This is a genomic window from Rhodococcus daqingensis, assembly GCF_042665615.1.
GTDB lineage: Bacteria > Actinomycetota > Actinomycetes > Mycobacteriales > Mycobacteriaceae > Rhodococcus_G > Rhodococcus_G daqingensis.
Genome location: NZ_JBHTCS010000011.1, coordinates 119,589 through 140,816, shown reverse-complemented (window position 1 = coordinate 140,816; position 21,228 = coordinate 119,589). Strand labels below are relative to the sequence as shown.

The 21,228-nt window shown below is 70.2% G+C and carries 20 protein-coding genes and 1 pseudogene; 10 read left to right on the top strand and 11 right to left on the bottom strand.

What is annotated here, in order from left to right:
- Positions 1-70: 70 nt before the first annotated feature.
- The gene (locus tag ACFQS9_RS09690) at positions 71-622 is read right to left on the bottom strand and encodes a hypothetical protein (RefSeq protein WP_378403936.1); all 552 of its coding nucleotides are present in this window, start codon (positions 620-622) and stop codon (positions 71-73) included.
- Between the two features lie 88 nt (positions 623-710).
- Here ACFQS9_RS09690 and ACFQS9_RS09685 point away from each other — a divergent pair, with 88 nt between their 5' ends.
- Genes ACFQS9_RS09685 through ACFQS9_RS09665 form a run of 5 tightly spaced genes read left to right on the top strand, consistent with a single transcriptional unit; the run spans position 711 to position 5,134 of the window.
- A complete protein-coding gene (locus ACFQS9_RS09685; protein WP_378403935.1) occupies positions 711-998 on the top strand; it encodes a helix-turn-helix transcriptional regulator in 288 nt (95 codons plus the stop codon).
- Positions 991-1,551, top strand: coding sequence for a hypothetical protein (locus ACFQS9_RS09680; RefSeq protein ID WP_378403933.1), 561 nt, complete (start codon positions 991-993; stop codon positions 1,549-1,551). The genes ACFQS9_RS09685 and ACFQS9_RS09680 overlap by 8 nt, the downstream gene beginning before the upstream one ends.
- Positions 1,548-2,450, top strand: a complete 903-nt coding sequence (locus tag ACFQS9_RS09675; protein ID WP_378403931.1) for an ABC transporter ATP-binding protein — start codon at positions 1,548-1,550, stop codon at positions 2,448-2,450. The genes ACFQS9_RS09680 and ACFQS9_RS09675 overlap by 4 nt, the downstream gene beginning before the upstream one ends.
- Entirely contained in the window at positions 2,447-3,631 is a 1,185-nt protein-coding gene (locus ACFQS9_RS09670; RefSeq protein WP_378403929.1) for an ABC transporter permease, read from the top strand. Before ACFQS9_RS09675 ends, ACFQS9_RS09670 begins: the two co-directional genes overlap by 4 nt.
- A gap of 9 nt (positions 3,632-3,640) precedes the next feature.
- Positions 3,641-5,134 carry a carboxyl transferase domain-containing protein gene (locus ACFQS9_RS09665; RefSeq protein WP_378403927.1) on the top strand — a complete coding sequence of 498 codons (1,494 nt, stop codon included), beginning with the start codon at positions 3,641-3,643 and terminating at the stop codon, positions 5,132-5,134.
- Between the two features lie 19 nt (positions 5,135-5,153).
- Here ACFQS9_RS09665 and ACFQS9_RS09660 read toward each other — a convergent pair whose 3' ends face one another.
- Positions 5,154-5,831, bottom strand: a complete 678-nt coding sequence (locus ACFQS9_RS09660) for a GOLPH3/VPS74 family protein (RefSeq protein ID WP_378403925.1) — start codon at positions 5,829-5,831, stop codon at positions 5,154-5,156.
- Positions 5,832-5,867: 36 nt separating this feature from the next.
- Here ACFQS9_RS09660 and ACFQS9_RS09655 point away from each other — a divergent pair, with 36 nt between their 5' ends.
- Both ACFQS9_RS09655 and ACFQS9_RS09650 read left to right on the top strand, forming a co-directional pair.
- Positions 5,868-7,766, top strand: a complete 1,899-nt coding sequence (locus tag ACFQS9_RS09655; RefSeq protein ID WP_378403923.1) for a propionyl-CoA synthetase — start codon at positions 5,868-5,870, stop codon at positions 7,764-7,766.
- A 57-nt stretch (positions 7,767-7,823) separates the two neighbouring features.
- Entirely contained in the window at positions 7,824-8,414 is a 591-nt protein-coding gene (locus ACFQS9_RS09650) for a lipocalin family protein (RefSeq protein ID WP_378404165.1), read from the top strand.
- 2 nt (positions 8,415-8,416) lie between these two features.
- On the opposite strand, the gene ACFQS9_RS09645 is transcribed toward ACFQS9_RS09650, so the two are convergent.
- The 3 genes from ACFQS9_RS09645 to ACFQS9_RS09635 are packed head-to-tail and all read right to left on the bottom strand — an operon-like array spanning position 8,417 to position 13,061.
- Positions 8,417-9,775 carry a TIGR01777 family oxidoreductase gene (locus ACFQS9_RS09645; RefSeq protein ID WP_378403921.1) on the bottom strand — a complete coding sequence of 453 codons (1,359 nt, stop codon included), beginning with the start codon at positions 9,773-9,775 and terminating at the stop codon, positions 8,417-8,419.
- A gap of 9 nt (positions 9,776-9,784) precedes the next feature.
- The gene (locus ACFQS9_RS09640; RefSeq protein ID WP_378403919.1) at positions 9,785-11,122 is read right to left on the bottom strand and encodes a cryptochrome/photolyase family protein; all 1,338 of its coding nucleotides are present in this window, start codon (positions 11,120-11,122) and stop codon (positions 9,785-9,787) included.
- Between the two features lie 49 nt (positions 11,123-11,171).
- The gene (locus tag ACFQS9_RS09635) at positions 11,172-13,061 is read right to left on the bottom strand and encodes an HNH endonuclease signature motif containing protein (RefSeq protein WP_378403917.1); all 1,890 of its coding nucleotides are present in this window, start codon (positions 13,059-13,061) and stop codon (positions 11,172-11,174) included.
- Between the two features lie 191 nt (positions 13,062-13,252).
- Between ACFQS9_RS09635 and ACFQS9_RS09630 the strand changes: the two genes are divergently transcribed.
- The 3 genes from ACFQS9_RS09630 to ACFQS9_RS09620 all read left to right on the top strand — a co-directional run bounded on the left by ACFQS9_RS09630 (position 13,253) and on the right by ACFQS9_RS09620 (position 15,807).
- Positions 13,253-13,960 (top strand): response regulator transcription factor, encoded by a 708-nt coding sequence (locus tag ACFQS9_RS09630; protein WP_378403916.1) that lies wholly within the window; start codon positions 13,253-13,255, stop codon positions 13,958-13,960.
- Positions 13,957-15,279: a sensor histidine kinase gene (locus tag ACFQS9_RS09625; RefSeq protein WP_378403915.1), complete on the top strand. Its 1,323-nt coding sequence runs from the start codon at positions 13,957-13,959 to the stop codon at positions 15,277-15,279. The genes ACFQS9_RS09630 and ACFQS9_RS09625 overlap by 4 nt, the downstream gene beginning before the upstream one ends.
- 105 nt (positions 15,280-15,384) lie before the next feature.
- Positions 15,385-15,807: a hypothetical protein gene (locus ACFQS9_RS09620; protein WP_378403913.1), complete on the top strand. Its 423-nt coding sequence runs from the start codon at positions 15,385-15,387 to the stop codon at positions 15,805-15,807.
- 52 nt (positions 15,808-15,859) lie between these two features.
- Here ACFQS9_RS09620 and ACFQS9_RS09615 read toward each other — a convergent pair whose 3' ends face one another.
- The 6 genes and pseudogenes from ACFQS9_RS09615 to pdxH form a co-directional block, all read right to left on the bottom strand.
- Complete coding sequence (locus ACFQS9_RS09615; protein ID WP_378404163.1) at positions 15,860-16,228, bottom strand: FKBP-type peptidyl-prolyl cis-trans isomerase; 369 nt, start codon at positions 16,226-16,228, stop codon at positions 15,860-15,862.
- 6 nt (positions 16,229-16,234) lie between these two features.
- Positions 16,235-16,585, bottom strand: a pseudogene (locus tag ACFQS9_RS09610) (FKBP-type peptidyl-prolyl cis-trans isomerase); the annotation flags it as partial.
- 5 nt (positions 16,586-16,590) lie between these two features.
- A complete protein-coding gene (locus ACFQS9_RS09605; RefSeq protein WP_378403911.1) occupies positions 16,591-17,889 on the bottom strand; it encodes a citrate synthase in 1,299 nt (432 codons plus the stop codon).
- Between the two features lie 112 nt (positions 17,890-18,001).
- The gene (locus tag ACFQS9_RS09600) at positions 18,002-18,949 is read right to left on the bottom strand and encodes an aldose 1-epimerase family protein (RefSeq protein ID WP_378403909.1); all 948 of its coding nucleotides are present in this window, start codon (positions 18,947-18,949) and stop codon (positions 18,002-18,004) included.
- A gap of 82 nt (positions 18,950-19,031) precedes the next feature.
- Positions 19,032-20,309, bottom strand: a complete 1,278-nt coding sequence (locus ACFQS9_RS09595; protein ID WP_378403907.1) for an MFS transporter — start codon at positions 20,307-20,309, stop codon at positions 19,032-19,034.
- Entirely contained in the window at positions 20,306-20,956 is a 651-nt protein-coding gene (gene pdxH / locus ACFQS9_RS09590; protein WP_378404161.1) for a pyridoxamine 5'-phosphate oxidase, read from the bottom strand. The genes ACFQS9_RS09595 and pdxH overlap by 4 nt, the downstream gene beginning before the upstream one ends.
- Positions 20,957-21,228: the final 272 nt, after the last annotated feature.

Genomic DNA, 21,228 nt, shown 5'->3' with positions numbered 1-21,228 from the left:
GAACATGGGAACCGCGAGAAACCGCGCCCCGGCCGAGACGGCCGTGGTCACGCGGTGAGAGGTGACGTGATCAGACGAAAAGCGGTGGCCCGCGCCGCGGGACCGATACGCGGCAGAGGGCGGACACGAGGGGGTGCACCTCGGCGACGGGTCGCCAGCTGCGGGGTCGTTCGAGGACCGGGATGGCGACGACGAGTGCGGCGACGACCGCCCGCAGCGCGGCCTCGGTGCGCGGGCCGATCCGTTCGGCCGCCGCGATGAGGGCGGCGCAGACGCCGATCGCGACGGCGTGTGCGGCGAGCATCTGGGGGCTCAGGCCGCCGATCGGGCCAGCAGCCATGTCCGCGTGGTGACCGCCGCCGAAGGCCAGCGTGGTGTGGGCGCCGAGCTGCCCGACCGCCAGGATCGGGACGAGCGCCGGCCCCCCGCGGCGAAGCACAGGGACGGCGGCCATCACGGTGACCAGCACCGCGGAGAAACCGACGAGGAGCATGAGGGTGGACCCGGCGGGCAGTCCGCCGCCGCCCGCGCCATGCGCGGCGACGGCCACAGCCCCGGTGGTCGCACCCACGGATGCCCAGCGCACACGGCGAGAGAGCTTCTCACCTGGGCCGACGCGCATGGGCGAACCGTACTACATCGGGTAGGACTCACTCGCGGGCCGTAGGGACTACTTGACAACCTGTTGTGTTTTTCCAACAATCTGATGCATGAGCCCGGTACGACGCGGCGAATCACGCCCCATCTTCAACCGCATCGCGGTGCTGCGGGCCGAGCGCACGCTGAGCCGGGTTCGGCTGGCGGAACTCATCGACGTGAACCCGCAGACCGTGGGCGCGCTCGAACGCGGCGACCACTACCCGAGCCTCGACCTGGCGATGCGGATCTGCGAGGTGTTCGGCCTGCCGATCGAGGCGGTGTTCTCGCGAACCGAATTCACGCCGCTGTCCACCGAGCTCTACCGATCACGCGAGACAGGAGTGAACCGAGATGCCTGAGATGAACCTCGTCGAGCGCTATCAGGCGCACCGAGCCAGAAGGTTCCTCGCGAACTCCGAGAAGTGGCGGCACATGCTTCCCGGCTGGCGAACCCAACGCCGCCGCCGGATCCTCGTGATCGCCCTCGCCGCGACCTTCGCCTTCATGTTCACGGTCGGGGTGCTCTGCCACTTCTACGAGCGCGGCCCGCTGCTGTGGCTGCCCGCCTGCCTGCTGTTCTTCCCGATCTGGACCTCGCTGCAGATCGTCTCCGGCCGCCTGGGCGACGCGCCGTCGGGGACACTCGACGAGTGGGAGGTGCAGCAGCAGAACGCCGCCCGCTCCACCGGGCTGAGCATCACCCAGTCGCTGGTGATGATCCCGGTGACCTACCTGATCTTCGGCAGCGTGGTCACCGAGGGAAGCCACACCACGATGGCCTACACCGGCGGGCTGCTCACCCTCACCACCCTCATGATCGGCGGCTGCTCGCCCGCCATGATCCTGGCCTGGAGCCGCCCCGATCCCGACCCTGAGTCCGAGTCCGACGAATTCCCCATGGAGGCAGCGTGACCGACAGCCACACCCTCACCATCGACCGGATCTCCAAGCGCTACGGCGACGTGGTCGCGCTCGACGACCTCAGTTTCGAGGTGCGCCCGGGCGAGATCTTCGGGTTCGTCGGCAGCAACGGCGCGGGCAAGACCACCACCATGCGGATCGCGCTCGGGGTGCTGTCCGCCGATTCCGGCGAGGTGCGGCTCGGCGGCCGACCCGTCGACCTGGATGTGCGCCGCACCATCGGGTACATGCCCGAGGAGCGTGGCCTGTACCCGAAGATGAAGGTCGGCGCCCAGCTCTCGTACCTGGCCGAACTGCACGGACTCTCGCGCGCAGAGGCCGGGGCCGCGGTGGCCCGGTGGACCGAGCGGCTCGGCATCGCCGCACGCGTCGGCGACACCGTCGACTCGCTGAGCCTGGGTAATCAGCAGCGGGTCCAGCTGGCCGCCGCGCTGGTGCACGACCCGGCGGTGCTGGTCCTCGACGAGCCGTTCTCCGGGCTCGACCCGGTTGCGGTGGACGTGATGAGCGAGGTGCTGATCGAGAAGGCGAACACCGGTGTGCCGGTCATCTTCTCCAGCCATCAGCTCGACCTGGTCCAGCGGCTGTGCGACCGCGTCGGCATCATCGCCCAGGGGACGATGCGCGCGATCGGCACCGTCGACGAGCTGCGCGGGAGCGAGAATGCCCAGCTCACCGTGCACGCCCCCGGCGCCACCGCCGGCTGGGCACAGCACCTGACCGGGGTGACCACGGTCAGCCACACCGATGGGCGCACAGTGCTGACGCTCGAGCCCGGCGCCGACGACCAGGCGATCCTCGCCGCCGCCCTGAAAACCGGACCGGTCCATGAGTTCTCGTTGCACCGGCCGTCCCTAACCGAACTGTTCCGAGAGGTGGTCGCGGCATGAATACTGCCCGCGCAGTACGCCTGGTCGCCAAGCGCGAGTTCCTCACCCAGGTTCGCAAGAAGAGTTTCCTGATCAGCAACCTGGTCATCTTGCTCGCCATCGTCGGCGGCATCGTCGGGTACTCGATCTTCTCCGGCGGCGACGACGCCGACCGTGCCGCCATCGGACTGGTCGGCGACCAATCGCTGTCCCCGGCCCTGGTGGCCGCCGGAGAGCAGGTGGGCACCCCCGTGGAGGTGTCCGAGATCCCCGACGAACAGACCGCCCGGGGCCGCGTCGGCAGCGGCGACCTGGACGTGGCGCTCGTCCCGCACCCGGACGGATCCGCCACCGCCGTCACCGAATCCGAGATCGACGCCGGGCTGCGTGCCGTCGTCGACATCGCGGTCGCGGGCCAGGCCCAGCAGCGGGCGCTGACGGCCCAGGGCGTCGACGTCACGCAGCTGAGCGCGGACCTCGGTGCGGCCGTGGTCACCGTGGAGCCGATCGATCCGCCCGACCCCGAGAAGGGCCAGCGCATCGCGATGTCCATCGCCGCGGTGATCCTGCTGTACATGCAGATCCTCGGCTTCGGCATGTACGTCGCGATGGGGGTCGTGGAGGAGAAATCCAGCCGGGTGGTCGAGCTGCTGCTGTCCACGCTGCGCCCGCTGCAACTGTTGTGGGGCAAGGTCATCGGCATCGGCGCGGTCGGGCTGGTGCAGCTGACGGCATATGGCGTCGCCGGGGTCGGCGCCGGACTCGCCACCGGCGCGCTGACCATCACCGGCACCGCGCTCGGCGTGTTCGCGAGCACCCTCGGCTGGTTCGTCCTCGGCTTCACGTTCTTCGCGGTGCTCTACGCCGCGGCCGGCTCGATGGTCTCGCGCCAGGAGGACGTGAACTCGACCACGATGCCCCTGATGCTGCTGATCATGGCGATGTTCTTCTCCGCCTTCTCCGCGGTCGGCAACCCGGACGGCACCCTGAGCAACGTGCTGAGCTGGATCCCGCCGTTCTCGGCGGTCCTGATGCCACTGCGGATCGCGGCCGGGGTGACCGGCCCCGCACAGGTGGTCGGCACCATCGCCCTGATGATCGCGGTCACCGTGGCGCTCTCGCTCGTCGCCGCGAAGATCTACCAGCGCTCGATCCTGCGGGTCGGCAAGACGGTGTCCTTGCGGGAGGCGTTCGGCCGATAAGGTCGGGCCATGACCGTGCGCCTGTCGGCCCAGCAGATCCTGGACCTGGTACTCGATTCCGGTAGCTACGAGTCCTGGGACCGGCCACCGGTGCCGGTCGAGACGAACGCCTCCTACCGCGCCGACCTCGACGCGGCGGCAGCCAAGACCGGCCTGGAGGAGTCCGTGATCACCGGCGTCGGCACGGTCCGGGGTCGCCGGGTCGCGGTGATCGCGTGCGAGTTCGGATTCCTCGCCGGGTCGATCGGCGTCGCCGCCGCCGAGCGGATCGTCACCGCGATCGAGCGGGCGACCGCCGAGGGTCTGCCGCTGCTGGCGTCCCCGACGTCGGGCGGCACCCGGATGCAGGAGGGCACCCTCGCCTTCGTGCAGATGGTGAAGATCGCGGCAGCGGTCACCGTGCACAAGGCCGCGCACCTGCCGTACCTGGTGTACCTGCGCAACCCGACGACCGGCGGGGTGTTCGCCTCCTGGGGCTCGCTCGGGCACGTCACGGTCGCCGAGCCCGGTGCGCTGATCGGTTTCCTCGGCCCGCGGGTCTACCAGGCGCTGTACGGCGAGAAGTTCCCCGAGGGTGTGCAGACCGCCGAGAACCTCTACAACAGCGGCGTCATCGACGGCGTCGTGCCGCCGAAGTGGTTGCGGCACCTGGTTCATCGCGCGCTGCGGGTGATGACCGGCGAAACCGGACGGTGGGTGGACCAGAACCCCGAGCCCGCCCACATCCCGGACGTGCCCGCATGGCAGTCGGTGATGCTCTCGCGCCGGGCCGACCGTCCCGGCATCCGGCAGTTGCTGAGGTACGCGGCCACCGAGCAGGTCCCGCTCAGCGGCACCGGGCAGGGCGAGGCGGACCAGACGGTGCTGGTGTCGCTGGCGCGGTTCCGGGGCGCGCCGTGCGTGCTGTTCGGCCAGGACCGCGCCGGTCAGTCGCCGGAACACACGATGGGACCGGCCGCGCTGCGCGAGGCGCGGCGGGCGATGAAGCTCGCCGAGGAACTGCGGATCCCGCTGGTGCTGGTCATCGACACGCTGGGCGCCTCGCTGTCGAAGGAGGCGGAGGAGAAGGGGCTGGCCCCGGAGATCGCGCGCTGCCTCGCGGACCTGGTCACCCTCGACACCGCGACCGTCTCGGTGCTGCTCGGGCAGGGCACCGGCGGTGGCGCCCTCGCGCTGCTGCCCGCGGACCGGGTGTTGTCCGCGCAGAACGGGTGGCTCGCACCGCTTCCCCCGGAGGGCGCGAGCGCCATCGTGCACCGCGACACCACGCACGCGCCGCAGATGGCCGCCGCTCAGGGCATCCGCTCGGTGGACCTGCTGCGCGACGGCATCATCGACGCGATCATCCCCGAATCACCCGACGCGGCCGACGAGCCGATCGGGTTCTCCAAGCGGGTCGGCGAGGCCATCGCCAGGGAGCTGGCCGGCCTGGTCGATCAGCCCGCCGCGAATCGATACGCGGCCCGGATCGCGCGCTACCGGAACCTGGGCCTGCCACGCTGACCGGACGGGCGGCCGTGCGTCAGGAGGCCCCGCCCGCCGTGGTCGCCGGGATGATCACCGCGACGATGATCGCGGCATTCACGGCCTCGACCGTCCGGCGGACAGCGGCCCCCGCCCACTCTCCCTCGGCTATCTCCTTGGCCCGCTTCTTGATTGCGCGACGGTCGCCGTCCGTGACGACCTTGGCCGCCGCGTCGACGGCGGAGAGCAGCGAGATCAGCGCCGCGGTCCGCTCGGACGGGGTGGCGCCGTCCACCAGGGCGGCGCGCAGCTCGTCACGGACCGCGCGTTCATGGCTCTCGTCGACCGCCGGCCACACCTTCGTCGGGAAGATCCCGAGCAGGCGGCTCCTCGCCTCGTGAACCCAGCCGCGCTCCACGATCCGTTGGAGGACGGCCTCGCGCAGCCGCTGGTCGATCTTCTCGATGGCGCGTTCCGGTTTGAGCGGCTTCGACTCCCGGATCCGGGCGACCGCGCGCGCGAGAATCGGGTCCTCGGGCGGCGCGGCATCGGTCAGCACGAGCCGGCCCTTCTTCACCTCCTCCCCGTCCCCGGCCGGGCGAACCACGCCGCCCAGCGCGAGTTCGAGGAGGACCGCGCCGGCCAGAGCCCTGGGCAACGCGGTGCCGTCGACCAGCGGCTTGCCGGATTCGTCGTCGAGCAGGAGCAGGAGCAGATCTTCGGCGAGAAGAGTCATGGGTCCACGGTACGTCCGATCAGTATGGTGAGGGCCATGAGCACCGCGGGCGCATACAGGTCAGCCATCGCCGAGAGCACCGCCGACCCGGAGGCCTTCTGGCTGCGGGCCGCGGAGGCCATCGACTGGGACACAGCGCCGGCGACGGCCCTCGACGACGCCGATGCGCCGATGTACCGCTGGTTTCCCGGGGCCACGCTGAACACCTGCTTCAACGCGCTCGACCGGCACGTCGCCGCCGGCCGCGGCGACCAGGCGGCACTGATCTACGACTCCGCCATGCTGGGCACGACCCGCACGTACAGCTACGCCGAGATGCTCGACGAGGTCTCACGTTTCGCGGGCGCGCTGGCCGCGGAGGGCGTCACCGCGGGCGACCGGGTGATCGTGTACATGCCGATGATCCCGGAGGCCGCGATCGCGATGCTCGCGTGCGCCCGCATCGGCGCGATCCACTCGGTGGTGTTCGGTGGGTTCGCCGCCGCGGAGCTCGCCGCCCGCATCGACGACGCCGAGCCTAAGGCGCTGATCACTGCGTCGGGCGGGCTCGAACCGGGCCGGACCATCGAGTATCTGCCGATCGTGGAGCGGGCACTGGGTCTGACCGCGAACGCCCCTCGCACCGTGATCGTCAAGGACCGCCCGCAGATCCCGGGTTCCGCGAGCGACGTCGCAGGCTGGCTGGACTGGGACGCGGCGCTCGCCGCCGCCGAGCCCGCCGGATGTGTGTCGGTGGCCGCCACCGATCCGCTCTACATCCTGTACACCTCCGGCACCACGGGGAAACCGAAGGGCGTGGTCCGCGACAACGGCGGCCACGCGGTGGCGCTGGCCTGGTCGATGCGCAACCTCTACGACATCGGCCCGGGCCAGGTGATGTGGACGGCCTCCGACGTCGGCTGGGTGGTCGGGCACTCGTACATCGTGTACGGCCCGCTGCTGGTCGGCGCGACGACGGTGCTCTACGAGGGAAAGCCGGTCGGGACCCCGGACGCGGGCGCGTTCTGGCGCGTGATCGGAGATCACGGGGTACGCGCGCTGTTCACCGCGCCGACCGCGATCCGTGCCATCCGAAAGGTCGATCCCGAGGCGAAAGAGATTGCGAAGTACGACATCTCCTCGCTCGAGACGCTGTTCGCGGCGGGCGAGCGCTTGGACCCCGACACCTATGAATGGGCCACCGAGAAGCTCGGTGTCCCGGTGATCGACCACTGGTGGCAGACCGAAACCGGCTGGGCCATCTGCGCCAACCTGCGCGGGCTCGAACCCATGCCCATCAAGGCCGGCTCCCCCACCGTTCCGGTGCCGGGCTATCACGTCGAGATCCTGGACGGGGAGGGCGCGCCCCTGCCCGCAGGCGCCGAGGGCAACATCGTCATCACGCTGCCGATGCCGCCCGGCACGCTGGCCGGGCTGTGGCGGGACCAGGACCGGTACGTCAAGTCGTACCTGGCGACCTTTCCCGGCTACTACCTGACCGGCGACTCCGGCTATATCGACTCCGACGGGTACGTGTACGTCCTCGGCCGCAGCGATGACGTCATCAACGTTGCGGGACACCGACTTTCGACCGGCAGCATGGAGGCCGTCGTCGCCGGGCACGCCGCGGTCGCCGAGTGCGCGGTGATCGGGATCAAGGACGAGCTCAAGGGCCAGCGGCCGAGCGGATACGTGGTGCTCAAGGCCGGCGCCGACATCGACCCGGAACAGCTCCGGGTGGAACTGGTCGCCATGGTGCGCGATCAGATCGGCGCGGTCGCAACCTTCCGCGATGTCACCGTCGTGCAGGCGCTGCCGAAGACCAGGTCCGGGAAGATCCTTCGCAAGACCATGCGCCAGATCGCCGACCACGACGAATACACCGTGCCCTCGACCATCGAGGACCCCGCGGTGCTCGACGCGCTGGCCCGGTTGCTGGGTGGTCGGGACGCCTAGGACGGTGGGAGGTTCGGACCAATCCGGCGGGCGGTCCGCTACGAACCACATCGCATGATGAACAAACCCATCGTCCAGGCCGCCGTGGGCCTGGTTGTGCTCGCGGGCACCGCGCTCGTCGCGGCGCCCGCCGCGGCCGCACCCCTGGCCCCGGTCCCGTCACTCGATGTGCAGCGCTACATGGGTCGGTGGCATCAGCTCGCCGCGGTGCCGCAGCCGTTCAGCGTGAACTGTGCCCGCGACACCCACGCCACGTACTCGCTGCTCGACGGACAGAACGTGCGCGTCGAGAACAGGTGCACCACGTGGACCGGGGGCAGCACAGGCGTCGTCGGTAATGCGCGGGTGAACGACCCCGCGACCATGGCGCAGCTGCATGTGAGCTTCCCAGGGGTGTCCACCCAGGACTCGCCGGACGGACCGACGAACTACGTCGTGAGCCACATCTCCGACGACTACTCGTGGGCCTTGGTCGGGGATCCGGGCCGGTTCTCGGGATTCGTCCTGTCGCGGTCCGCGTCCGCCTCCGCCGAACGCTGGCGGGAGATCCGCGCGGTCGTCGAATCCCGCGGGTACAACTCGTGCCTGCTGCTCACCTCTCCGACGACCGGAGGGCGCGAGGACATCCGTCCGCTGTGCACGGTGTGAGGTCAGCCGGCTGTCCGGCCGAGCTGATGGCGCAGCACCGACTCGACATCCGGATGCCGGAACCCGTGCCCCGCGAGCGCGAGCCGCGTCGGAACGACCCGCTGATCTGCCTCGGCCAGTTCCCGGGCACCCCGCTCGCCGAGCATCAGGCGCGGTCCGAACCCGGGGACCGGCAGAACCGCGGGACGGTGCAGTACCCGTGCGAGGGTGCGGGTGTAGTCGATGTTGCGGACCGGCGCGGGCGCGACCGCGTTGACCGGTCCGCGGAGCGTCTCGTCGAAGAGGGCCCGGTGATAGACGTCCACCAGGTCGTCGAGCCCGATCCACGACAACCACTGACCGCCGTCGCCGATCCGGCCGCCCAGGCCCGCCGCGAACAGCAGGCGGAGCAGCGCGAGGGTGCCGCCCCTGGCGGACTGCACCACGCCGGTGCGCACCCGGACGACCCGCAGCCCGGCCTCCTCCGCGGGCCCGGTGGCCGCCTCCCACTCGGCGACGACATCGGCGAGGAACCCGTCGCCGCGGGAGCTGTCCTCGGACAGGAGCTCCTCGCCGCGATCGAATCCGTAGTACCCGATGGCCGAGGCGGACGCGAACACCCGCGGGCCGCCGTCCGTGCGGCCCGCGAGCCCGGCCAGCAGGCGGGTCGGGCCCACGCGGCTGTCCCGGATCGCCCGCATGTGCGCGGCGGTGAATCGCCCGGCGATCGACGCGCCCGCCAGGTGCACCACGGCGTCGACGCCCGCCAGGAGGTCCGCCGCGGGGTCCTCGGGGTCCCACCGGCGTTCGTCGGGGGTCCGGGGCGCGCGGCGAACCAGGCGGATCACGCGGTGCCCGCCCGTGCTCAGGAACGCGGTCAGCGCCGAGCCGACGAGACCGGAGGCGCCGGTGACCGCGACCACCGCCGGCCGGACGCCCCGCCCGCTCGCCCAGCGGTGCGCGGCCAGGTCCCCGGCGAGTTGGCGATGCCGGTACGCGAACGTCGACCGCAGCAGGAACTCCGGCACCGGGGTCTCGACCCGGTCGATCACCCGGGTCGATCCCGCGGTGACCTCGGTGAAGTCGTGAATGTGCCTCCAGGACAGGGTGGCCCGGACCGGGAGCGATGCGGGCCCGTCGGCGGCGAGTTCGTCGACGAAGCGATGGGGTGGGTCGTACGCGGCGCCGTCGTGGCGGGCGACCCACCGCAGCCCGCCGGGCAGCGCGAGCACCGCCCGTCCGGTGGCGAGCGAGTCCGCCTCCGACACGATCCGCAGCGGCTGCCAGGGCGGCGACAGCCGGGCGAAGGCGCCCGGCCTGCCGTACCAGGCGAAGACCTCGGCTCGGGGCGTGTCCACCACGCTCGAGTACACGATGCCCATCGTTCGACCCTAACCCCGTTTCAGCTCGCCGTAACGGGCCAGCGCCTCCATACGCTCGACGCCGTGGTCCACGATCGGGTCCGGGTAGCCGAGCGGGCGACCGTCGTCCAGCGTGTGCACCCGGGCTCCGGCGATGGCGCGTAGTTCCGGCACCCAGCGGCGCACGTAGTCTCCGTCGGGGTCGAACTTCTGCCCCTGGCTGATCGGGTTGAACACCCGAAAGTACGGGGCCGCATCGGTTCCCGATCCGGCGGTCCACTGCCAGCCGTGCTGGTTCGAAGCCAGGTCACCATCGATCAGGTGCCGCATGAAGTACCGGGCGCCACGCCACCACGGCAGGTGCAGGTCCTTGACCAGGAAGGAGGCGACGATCATCCGGACCCGATTGTGCATCCATCCCTCCGCCAGCAGCTGACGCATCCCGGCGTCGACGATCGGATACCCCGTTCGGCCCGCGCACCACGCCGACCATGCCGTTTCCGCATCCGGTCCGCTGTCGTAGCGCATCGCGTCGAACCGCGGGTCGTAGTTGCGCCGCGCGCTGTCCGGGCGGTGATGCAGCACGTCGGCGTAGAAATCCCGCCAGGCCAGCTGCCGCCGGAACGCCGCCGGTCCCGCGTCTGGCCGTCCGGCGAGGTCCGCGAGCATGGTGCGCGGATGAATGCACCCGTACTTGAGATACACCGACATTCGACTCGTGGCGTCGAGATCAGGCCGGTCCCGGGTGGCGTCGTAGTGCGCCAGGTCGTTGTCGCGAAACTCGGTCCACCGGGCGAGCGCCGCCCGCTCCCCCGCCTCCCATCGGCTTGTCGAGCCGGCCCGCGGAATCGGCACCCGGATCGGTAGCGCCGGATCCAGCCAAGCGACGGTGCTTGCGGTGGTGTCCGCGGGGACACGCCAGCCGTGGTCGAGCCAGCGCCCGAAGTACGGCGTGAAGACCCGGTAGGACCCGCCGTCGGCTTTCGTCACGCGGCCCGGCGCCACCGCGTACGGCGATCCGGTTCGCACGAGGTCGACCTCGCGCGCCACCGCCTCGTCGCGGTCACGCCCATACGGCCCGAAGTCCGCACTCACGTGCACCGCGTCGGCACCGATCTCCTTCGCGACCTGCGGGACAACGACCCGCGGGTCGCCCCGGACGACGCACAGCCGGCCGCCGAGTTCCTCGTCGAGGGCCGCCAGGGTGGCGTAGAGGACCTCGCGCCGCGCAGGCCCGGACGGCCGCAGCAACGCCTCGTCGAGCACGAAGAGCCCGAGAACCGCGCCCCCGGCGGCAGCGGCAGCGGTCAGCGTCGGAAGGTCCCGGGTACGCAGATCTCGCCGGAACCACACGATCGCGGGACTCATGGCTGCCTTTCTACACCGCCGCTCGACCGGTTTCGCGGCGCTGCCCGGCTCAGAACGGCGGCGGGTCCGGTGGTGTCGGTGGTGGTGGGATGTGGCCGCGGCGGCCGGTGATGTGTGGGCTGGGGGTGGTGAGGGTGTGGCTGCCGTGGGCGCCGGCGGGGAGGGTGATGGCGGTGGTGCCGGTGTGGGAGGTCCAGAGCAGGGCGTGGCCGGGGAGGGCGGTCACGGTCCAGAGGCCGAGGGTTTTGAGTTGGTGATGGAACTGGCAAAGGCTTTGCAGGTTGGACACGATGGTCCAGCCGCCGGCGGCCGGGTCGTAGGCCCAGTATTCGACGATGTGATCGGTCTGGCATTGGGCGGCGGGGCGAGTGCAGCCGGGGAAGCGGCAGTGGCCGTCGCGGGCGCGGACGAGTGCGGTGGTGGCAGCGTCGGGGCGGTAGCTGAGGGCGCCGTCGGGTGGAGTCGCGAATCCACCGTGCCCGTCCGGATATTGCGGTCGGGCGAGGGTCGGGTCGGCATCGATGGCGGCGAGGATCGCCTCGGTGATGGTGCCGATGCTGGTCGGGGCCGGTGGTGTGGTTGTGCACGGTCGCGGTGGAGCGAGTGTCCCGAAGTCGGGGACGTATCCGGCTTTTCGGCGGTTGCCGCGGGCAAGGTAGGAGCGCAGGCAGAACCGCGGCGGTAGCGGGGGTGACGCGTCGGCGGTGGTTGGCACGGGGTCGGTATGGACCGAGGTGTCCGCCGTCGGTTCCGGTTCCGGTTCCGGTTCCGGTTGCGGCGCAGTGTCATTGATCGGGGCGGCGGCCTCGCGGGCAGCGGGATCGGCGCCGTCGGTTGTGCCGGTATCAGTCTTGGTCCCGTCTTCTGTCTCGGCCGCGGGAGTTGCGAATCCACCGCTCGACGTTTGACCGGTACCACCTTCGTCAGAGGCATCTCCGTCGTCATGGTGGATCAGGCCGAGTTCCTCGGCCAGATTGAGTGCCTCGGTGAGCAGCGCCTGCCAAGTCCCGTCCGCGGCCAACCTCCGCGCCAGTTCGGGGTCGATCGGTCCGTGTCCGTGCAGGTACGCCGGCTCGGACAACAACCCGAGCAGCGTTGCAACGTCGATGGTGATCTGGGTCAGCGACGCCCGACGGCCCGGCAGCGCGGTTCGTCCGGCCTGGGTGCAGTCATCGCGTCCGCAGCTGCACTGCAGGTACGGCTCGCCGTGCATGATCGCCATCACGGCATCGACCAGCCGGCATTGCTTGCCGCGCTTGTCATGCGGGCAGACGGTGGCGGCGAACTCGGCGACCAGCTGCATCACCTGTTCGGCCTCCTCGGGGGAGACGGTCACCTCGATGGTGGAGGTGGTGGTGCCGCGGCCGCGTTTGATGATCCGCCGCCCCAGCTGCTGGGCGGTTTCGCGTTGCGCGGCGGCCTCTTCCGCCGAGAACTCGGAGATGAGGCGGCTGATTTCCCCGGCCAGTGGGCCGGGCGTCAGGTGCCGTGCCGCGGCCACGATCTCCGGTTCCAGGACCGCGACGGTCTCGGGTGTCAGTCCCGTTGTCTCCCGCGCGATGGCCCGCACCCGCGGCAGGTCCAGCTCACCCGCCTCGAACGCCGCCCGGGCCAGGGGGAGCCGCAGCCGCAGGTCCATCCCCAACGACGCAAACGACTCCGCGACGGTCTTCGAGCAGCCCATCCGCACCGCCAACTCGGCGATCGCATTGTTGCCGCAGTCGACGATGTCACCCGACCCCAACCGGATATCGCGTTCGATCCACGATTCCCAGAACCGACCCGCCGCCAACACCTTCCGCGCCGCGCACCGATTCTCGATACGACAGGACCGCCCCACCTCGTCGAGGGCGGCGACATCGGCCAGCAGCGCCGAGGCCGCCGCCTCGGCGCCGGCGCTCACCTCGCCGACCTGGACTCCACCACCGAACTCGAACATACATTCGATAATACCCCCGGGGGCCGACAAGGAGGCGCACTTTCCGAATCCCGCGTGGGGTCACACGACGATCGCCGCCGACCCGCTGGCGCAGGGCGGTAACCCGAGGCGCGAGCGGAAGAGCGCCCGACGGGTGAACCCGTTCGCGATCGGGGCGGAAATTCCACCGCCGTTCCGGGCACAATGGCCGGGTGACCGAACCCGCCAACGCCACCGTCCTCGTCGTCGATGACGACGAGGATGTGCTCGTCTCCCTCCGACGCGGCCTGCGCCTGTCCGGCTTCACGATCCTCACCGCCGCAGACGGGGCCGAGGCGCTCGGCGTCGTCGCCGATCGCTCCCCCGATGCCATCGTCCTCGACATGAACATGCCTGTACTCGACGGCGCCAGCGTCGTCACGGCGCTGCGCGCGATGGGCAACGACATCCCCATCTGCGTTCTCAGCGCACGCGCCTCGGTCGACGACCGGGTGTCCGGGCTCGAGGCAGGCGCCGACGACTACCTGGTCAAGCCCTTCGTGCTCGCCGAACTGGTCGCGCGCATCCGGGCGATGCTGCGCAGGAGGACGACACCGCCCGCCGCGGTGACACCGCAGGGCGCGATCACCGTCGGCCCACTGACCGTCGACCTGCTCGGCCGCCGAGCACACGATGGCGACCGCGAAATCGAGCTCACCAAAAGAGAATTCGAGCTGCTCGCCGTGCTCGCCCGCAACAGCGGCGTCGTCCTGAGCCGGGAGCGCCTGCTCGAACTCGTGTGGGGATACGACTTCGTCGCCGACACCAACGTCGTCGACGTGTTCGTGGGCTACCTGCGGCGAAAGCTCGAATCGAACGGATCGCCCCGCCTCCTGCACACTGTCCGCGGAGTCGGGTTCGTGCTCCGGGAGGCCCCGTGAGGGTCAGGCATTCCTACTCGCTGCGGGCCCGGGTCGCGGCGGCCACCGCCCTCGGCGCCACCATCATCGTGGCGCTGCTCGGGGTGTTCGTCGCCCTCGCCATCTCGCGCAACAACATGAGCCAACTCGACCGCCGGCTGGAGACCGCCTCCCGGGTGCTGATCGTCAACATCGGCACCGCCTCGATGTTCCTGCCCAGGTTCGGCGACGCGGGTGCGTTCGCCGTCACGATCCGAAACGACGGCACGCTCGCCGCGAGCACCCCGACCCAGCTCCCCGAGCTGCCGGTCGGCGCCGCCACCGTGAACGTCGACCACACCGCGTATCGCGTGAACACCACGGCGGTGGCGGGCACCGACACGACGGTCTCGCTGGCGGTCCCCGCCGCCGAGGCCAAGGACGTGACCGCGGAGCAGCAGCAATGGGTACTGGTGGCCGGCCTGCTCGCGATCGCCGCCGCCGCCGGGCTCGGCTGGATCTTCGGCGGCCGGGCCGTCCGCCCGATCGTGCAGCTCACCCACCAGATCGGCGACGGACCGCCGCACGAGGGCCCGCCGCCGAAGGTCTCCGGGGTACGCGAGGCCGAAGAACTGGCCGACGCCGTCGAGCTCATGCTGGCGCGCATCGCAGAGGCCCAGGCCCAGACCACCGCCGCCCTCGACACCGCGCGCGACTTCGCGGCCGTGTCCGCGCACGAGCTGCGGACCCCGCTCACCGCGATGCGCACCGACATCGAGGTGCTCAGCACCCTCGAGCTCGACGAACCGCAGAAGGCCGAGATCCTCGCCGACCTGGCACGAACCCAGGGTCGCGTCGAGGCCACGCTGTCCGCACTCGAACGCCTCGCGTCGGGCGAGTTGTCGAGCGACAAGGACCACGTCCCCACCGACGTCGTCGAACTCTGTGACCTCGCCGCCCAGGACGCCCGGCGGCAACATCCGGACGTGCAGGTCCGGGTCGAATCGGAGCCCTCGCTGGTGATCCGCGGACTGCCCGCGGGCCTGCGACTGGCGCTGGACAACGCCATCGCCAACGCGATCCGCCACGGAGGCGCCACGACCGTGGTTCTCGCCGCCCGCCGCACCTCCCCGAACACCGTCACCATCACCGTCGACGACAACGGCGCCGGTGTGCCCGAGGCCGAACGCGAAGCGGTGTTCGCGCGGTTCTATCGCGGCGTGGGCGCCAGCAAGGGCGGCTCGGGTCTCGGGCTTGCGCTCGTCCAACAGCAGGCGCAACTCCACGGCGGCCGCACATACTTCCAGGTCAGCGGCCTCGGCGGGGCACGACTGGTGCTCGAGTTCCCGTTCCGGCCGTGAGCCGGGGGATGTGCGATCGCCCCTGAGCGAGTAACGATGGTGGTCGGCTCGCCCTCAAACCGGGCGGTCGCCATCATCCCTAGACGACTCGCGAAGGGAAGAACCATGTTGACCAGAAGAAATGTCCGTGCGTCCGCCGCGCTGCTGATCGCTGGAGCCGCCGCGAGCGCGCTGTTCGCCGCGCCGGTGGCCGGCGCCGCCACCCCATTCGGCGGTCAGACCGGGCCTGCCGCGGCGTGCGGCACCGTGGCCGCCGGAGGGCCAGGCCTGCTCACCATCACTGCCTCGAGTCCTGTCGATCCAGCCAGCCTTACCAGCCCGCTCGGTCCCCGGGTCGATCACTTCTTCCAGCTGCCTCCATCAGCGCCGCCGGCGCCGCCCGCCACCCTCGACGGCGCGATGAAGATCAAGGTGACGACCGCCACGACCCCACCCATGTTCGGACTCGGACGTGTCACCGGTAGCTACACCCTCGCCGGCGGGACTGTGAACTGCGTCCTCAACGTCCCGTTCTTCCTCGAACCCTGAGTACGCGAAAGGCCCCGTACCGCAACGCGATACGGGGCCCTTCGAGAAAAAACTACTTGGTGCCCAGCAGATCGATGACGAAGACCAGGGTCTTGCCCGAGAGCTGGTGCCCGCCACCCGCGGGCCCGTAGGCGAGCTCCGGCGGGACGGTGAGCTTGCGGCGGCCGCCCACCTTCATGCCGGGGATGCCCTCCTGCCAGCCGGGGATCAGCCGTGCAAGTGGGAACTTCACGGACTCGCCACGCTGGAACGAGGAGTCGAACACCTTGTTCGTGTCGAACTCGACACCGTGGTAGTGGACGTCGACGACCCCACCGGGCTGCGCCTCCGCGCCGTCGCCGACGGTGATGTCCTCGATGACCAGCTCAGCGGGGGCCGGGCCGGTCGCGGGCTCGATGACCGGGGCGGCAGGCGGGACCACCACGTCGAGCAGGTCGATGACGAAGACCAGGGTCTTGCCCGAGAGCTGATGGCCGGAACCGGCCGGACCGTAGGCGAGCTCCGGCGGGATGGTGAGCTGCCTGCGCCCACCGACCTTCATGCCGGGGATCCCCTCCTGCCAGCCGGCGATGAGGCCGGACAGCGGGAAGTTGATGGACTCGCCGCGGCTCCACGAGGAGTCGAACTCCTCGCCGGTCTCGAACTCGACCCCGAGGTAGTGGACCTCGACCTTGGCGCCGGGGGTGGCCTCCGCGCCGTCGCCGACGGTGATGTCCTTGATCACGAGCTCGGTCGGCGGGGGGCCGTCCTGGAACTCGATCACGGGCTCGTCACTCATTCGAGTCACCTGCTTCCCAGATCGATGTAGTTGCGCTCGGTGTAACCGGTGTAGATCTGACGCGGGCGGCCGATCTTGGTGGCCGGGTCCTCGTGCATCTCACGCCAGTGCGCGATCCAGCCGGGCAGACGGCCCATCGCGAACAGCACGGTGAACATGCGCGTCGGGAAGCCCATCGCCCGGTAGATCAGGCCGGTGTAGAAGTCGACGTTCGGGTACAGCTTGCGCTCGATGAAGTAGTCATCGGTCAGCGCCGTCTCCTCGAGGGACTTGGCGATGTCGAGCAGCTCGTCGTCGCCGCCCAGCTTGGACAGGATGGTGTCCGCGGCCTTCTTCACCAGCGCCGCGCGCGGGTCGTAGTTGCGGTAGACGCGGTGACCGAAGCCCATGAGCTTCACGCCGTCTTCCTTGTTCTTGACCTTGCGGACGAACTCCTTGGCGTCGCCGCCGGTCGCCTTGATCTCGTCGAGCATCTCGAGCACGGCCTGGTTGGCGCCGCCGTGCAGCGGGCCCCACAGCGCGTTGATGCCGGCGGAGACGGAGGTGAACAGGTTCGCGTCGGACGAGCCGACCATGCGGACCGTCGAGGTGGAACAGTTCTGCTCGTGATCCGCGTGCAGGATCAGCAGCATGTCGAGCGCCTTGGCGATCTCCGGGTCGACCTCGTACGGCTCGGCCGGGAAGCCGAACGTCATCCGCAGGAAGTTCTCCACGAGTGAGAGCGAGTTGTCCGGGTACAGGAACGGCTGTCCGACGGACTTCTTGTACGCGTAGGCCGCGATGGTCGGCATCTTCGCGAGCAGGCGGGTGGTGGACAGCTCCACCTGCTCCGGGTCGTCGGGGTCCAGCGAGTCCTGGTAGTACGCGGACAGCGCGTTGACCGCGGACGAGAGCACCGGCATCGGGTGCGCGTTGCGCGGGAAGCCGTCGAAGAACCGCTTGAGGTCCTCGTGCAGCAGCGTGTGGCGCTGGATGCGGGTGGTGAAGGCGGCCAGCTCGTCGACCGAGGGCAGCTCGCCGTAGATCAGCAGGTAGCTGACCTCGAGGAAGGTCGAACCCTCCGCGAGCTGCTCGATCGGGTAGCCGCGGTAACGCAGGATTCCCTTTTCGCCGTCGATGTAGGTGATCGCCGACTTGGTGGAGGCGGTGTTGACGAATCCGGGATCCAGGGTGGTGTACCCGGTCGCGGACAGGAGCTTGCCCAGCTCGATGCCGTCATTGCCCTCAGTTGCTCGGGCAATCGTCATCGCATGGTCGCCACCGGGGTAGCTGAGCGTCGGTGTGGTGTCATCGGCAGCGGGCACGAAGGATCCCTCTCAAACTCGGATCAGCGAGTAGCACTATCAGTCGGATAGAACCTAGTCGCTGTTACGCCCACTTGCCCAGGGAGGGTCCACGGCAAGTGGGATTTACCACTTAGAGAGCGCCGAGGCCCCACGTTCCCGTCCACGTCTCGCCGGGCCGCAGCACCACCTGGTCGATGCCCGAGTTGAACGCGTCCGGCGGGCAGGTCATCGGTTCGATCGCGAGCGCCCGACCACGGCCGGGATAGCCCTGGTCCCGCTTCGGGTCCGCCGTGAACACCTGGATCCAGCCGAACTGACGGTCGGTCCACAACACCGCCCCCGAACCGTCCGGGGCGCGCAACTCGTGGCGGGCGCGTCCGTCCGGGTCCGGGACGATCGAACTGAACGGAGTGTCCAGCCACACCCCGTCGAGCGAGCGCGGCGCGGTGAAGTCGAAGTCGGTGCCGTACACCGACTCGGAGTTGCCCGCCGGCAGCATTCGCTCCGGGTCCAGCGGTAGCCGGGTGCCCGCGGTCAGCCGCAGCGTGCACTCGTCCAGCGGCGCGTCACCCGCCCGGACGAAGGTGTGCACACCCATCCCGAACGGTGCAGGCATCGCGCCGATGTTGGCGGCCGTGTGTGTGACGGTCAGGCCCGCAGGGCCCAGCTCGTGCGTGGTCGTGAGCTGAAGCGGGTACGGCCAGCCCTTGTGCAGGCCCAGGCGGATGCTCTGCCGCACCCGGACCGGGGTGTGCTCCTCGAGCTCCCAGTCGTCGCGGCGCACCAGCCCGTGGATCGCGTTGTTCCTGGCTGGTTCGGTGATCGCCAGCTGGTGTTCGACGCCGTCGAAGATGAAGTAGCCGTCCCGAATCCGATTCGGCCACGGCGCGAGCACCAGCCCCGCGGACAGCGGCGGCTTCTCCCCTGCTGGCGATGTCTCCGTGAGCGGCCTGCCGCCGATCTCGAGCAGCCGGAGACCGGCCCCACGGGAGACGACCTCGGCGCGGTAGTCACCGTGCTCGATCTTGAAGCTGCGTACACCGGACGAGCGAACGGCGCCGTTGACGGACTCAGACATGACACGACTCGCACATGGCACACAGTGTCCACCAATCGGCGCGCGACGGCACCCATCCCGCCAAAGCCGCCGCCCCGGACGATCAGTCGCGCCGCACCCGGTACCGCAGGAACATCGGGAACGCGAGACAGGCCAGCCCGACACCGATCACCACCAGCACCCCGCCGCCCGCCGCGGCGACCGCCGTGCCGAAGGCGTAGGCCGCCGCGCCGTGCAGGACATCGCCGATCCGCGGCCCGCCCGCGACCACCACGATGAACACCCCCTGCAGGCGCCCGCGCATCTCGTCGGTGGCGACCTGTTGGAGCATCGTGCTGCGGAAGGCGGCCGAGACCATGTCCACCGCGCCGCCGAACGCGAGGAAGCCGAGGGCGACCCACAGCAGCACCGGGCCGCCGCCCGGGTCGGCGAACCCCACCGCGACTCCGAAGCCCACCATCGCCAGACCCCAGGCCACGATGCAGGCCACCACCGCCCGGCCCTGATACCTGACCCCCGGCAGCCAGCCCGAGAACACGCCGCCGATCACCGCGCCCGCGGACATTGCGGCGAACAGCAGGCCCAGCGCGACGCCGCCGGTCACCGGGTCACCGAAGCTCTCGTGCGCGATCGCCGGGAACAACGCCCTCGGCATGCCGAAGACCATCGCGATGATGTCGACGACGAACGACGCGAGCAGCACCTTCTGCGTGGACAGGTACGCGAAACCGTCGAGGACCGCCCGGAGCCCGGCCCTGGTGGCGGCGCCGGTCGGCGGCAACACCGGCAGCCGCAGCACGGCCCACAGCGTCGCCATCAGCGCGATCGCGTCGACCAGGTAGAGCACGGCGAGCCCGGTCAACGGGACGAGCACTCCCGCCAGCAACGGTCCCGCGATCGCGCCGAACTGGAAGACCGTCATGTTCAACGAGTTGGCGGCGGGCAGCTGGTGCGCGGGCAGCAGCCGCGGGATGATCGCGCCCCGGGTGGGCGAGTTCACCGCGAAGAACGCCTGCTGCACCGAGAACAACACCAGCACCAGCCACACGTTGTTCACCCCGGCCGCCGCCTGCGCCCAGAACAACACCGAGGTCACCGCGAGCCCGATGGTGGTGATCGTCATCAACCTGCGACGGTCCATCACGTCGGCGAGCGCCCCGCCCCAGAGCCCGAAGACGATGAGCGGGACCAGCCCGAACAGGCCGGTCAGCCCGACATAGGCCGAGCTCAGGGTGATCTGATAGATCTGCAGTGGCACCAGCACCACGCTGATCTGGGCGCCGATCACGGTGACGATGCCTGCGACCCACAGCCGACGGAAGTCCTGGTTCTGCAGCGGCGTGACGTCGGCGAGCAGCCGCCTGCGGGTGACCTCGGTCAAGGCTGCAATCGCTCCACGGTCCAGCGGCCGTCCACCAGCGTGGTCCTCACCCGGTTGTGCATCCGGTTCGCCCGGCCCTGCCAGAACTCGACGCTGTCGGGCCGGATCAGGAAGCCACCCCAGTTCGGCGGCACCGGAATGTCGTCGACGTCGGCGAACCTGGCCGTGACCTCGGTCAGCTGCGCCTCGAGCGCGGCGCGGGAGCCGATCGGGCTCGACTGGCGCGACGCCCAGGCCCCGAGCTGAGATCCGCGCGGCCTGGTGCGCCAGTACTCCTCGGTCACCCGCGGGTCCACCCGGGAGACCGATCCCCTGACGGTCACCTGGTGGGCGAACGCGATCCAGGAGAAGGTGGCCGCCGCGTAGGGGAAATCGGCGAGCTCGCGCGCCTTGTTCGACTCGTAGTTGGTGTAGAACACCAGCCCGTCCTCCGAGAGGCCCTTGCACAGCACCGTCCGCGAGGCGGGCCTGCCCGCCGAGTCGACGGTGGACAGCACCATCGCGTTGGGTTCGGCGATGCCGGACGAGCGGGCCTGGTCCAGCCACCGGCGCAGCAGCGGGTACCACCCTCCGCGCACCGATCCCACGCCGAGATTTCCCTCCGGCACAGCAGGATTCGGGTCCTGGTGGGCATAGCCGACCCGCATCGCGGCGAGGTCGGGGTTCGCGGCGGGCCCGGGCTCGGAATCGGGTGACACAGCCGCTGACGTTACTCCCGGGTATGTGCCGCTCACCCACGCCACGCAACGGGCTAGAGTTTCACCTGACCCACCCTGTCGACCGTGGATCGCACCCGCGATTCCCGCGACGCAGGGCTACCAGTCACGGCGGCACAGAGCCTGCACACCATGCCTGCGCCCCGCACGACGGCGATGACTTAGGCGGAGCAGCCCGGACCGGGCGATTACCGAAGACGACG

Coding starts and splice junctions, on each gene's coding strand:
- ACFQS9_RS09680 (WP_378403933.1), top strand. CDS start 991: ATGCCTGAGATGAACCTCGTCGAGCGCTATCAGGCGCACCGAGCCAGA.
- ACFQS9_RS09665 (WP_378403927.1), top strand. CDS start 3,641: ATGACCGTGCGCCTGTCGGCCCAGCAGATCCTGGACCTGGTACTCGAT.
- ACFQS9_RS09635 (WP_378403917.1), bottom strand. CDS start 13,061: ATGTTCGAGTTCGGTGGTGGAGTCCAGGTCGGCGAGGTGAGCGCCGGC.
- ACFQS9_RS09685 (WP_378403935.1), top strand. CDS start 711: ATGAGCCCGGTACGACGCGGCGAATCACGCCCCATCTTCAACCGCATC.
- ACFQS9_RS09620 (WP_378403913.1), top strand. CDS start 15,385: ATGTTGACCAGAAGAAATGTCCGTGCGTCCGCCGCGCTGCTGATCGCT.
- ACFQS9_RS09645 (WP_378403921.1), bottom strand. CDS start 9,775: ATGGGCATCGTGTACTCGAGCGTGGTGGACACGCCCCGAGCCGAGGTC.
- ACFQS9_RS09690 (WP_378403936.1), bottom strand. CDS start 622: ATGCGCGTCGGCCCAGGTGAGAAGCTCTCTCGCCGTGTGCGCTGGGCA.
- ACFQS9_RS09655 (WP_378403923.1), top strand. CDS start 5,868: ATGAGCACCGCGGGCGCATACAGGTCAGCCATCGCCGAGAGCACCGCC.
- ACFQS9_RS09670 (WP_378403929.1), top strand. CDS start 2,447: ATGAATACTGCCCGCGCAGTACGCCTGGTCGCCAAGCGCGAGTTCCTC.
- ACFQS9_RS09650 (WP_378404165.1), top strand. CDS start 7,824: ATGAACAAACCCATCGTCCAGGCCGCCGTGGGCCTGGTTGTGCTCGCG.
- pdxH (WP_378404161.1), bottom strand. CDS start 20,956: ATGCGGGTCGGCTATGCCCACCAGGACCCGAATCCTGCTGTGCCGGAG.
- ACFQS9_RS09640 (WP_378403919.1), bottom strand. CDS start 11,122: ATGAGTCCCGCGATCGTGTGGTTCCGGCGAGATCTGCGTACCCGGGAC.
- ACFQS9_RS09600 (WP_378403909.1), bottom strand. CDS start 18,949: ATGTCTGAGTCCGTCAACGGCGCCGTTCGCTCGTCCGGTGTACGCAGC.
- ACFQS9_RS09660 (WP_378403925.1), bottom strand. CDS start 5,831: ATGACTCTTCTCGCCGAAGATCTGCTCCTGCTCCTGCTCGACGACGAA.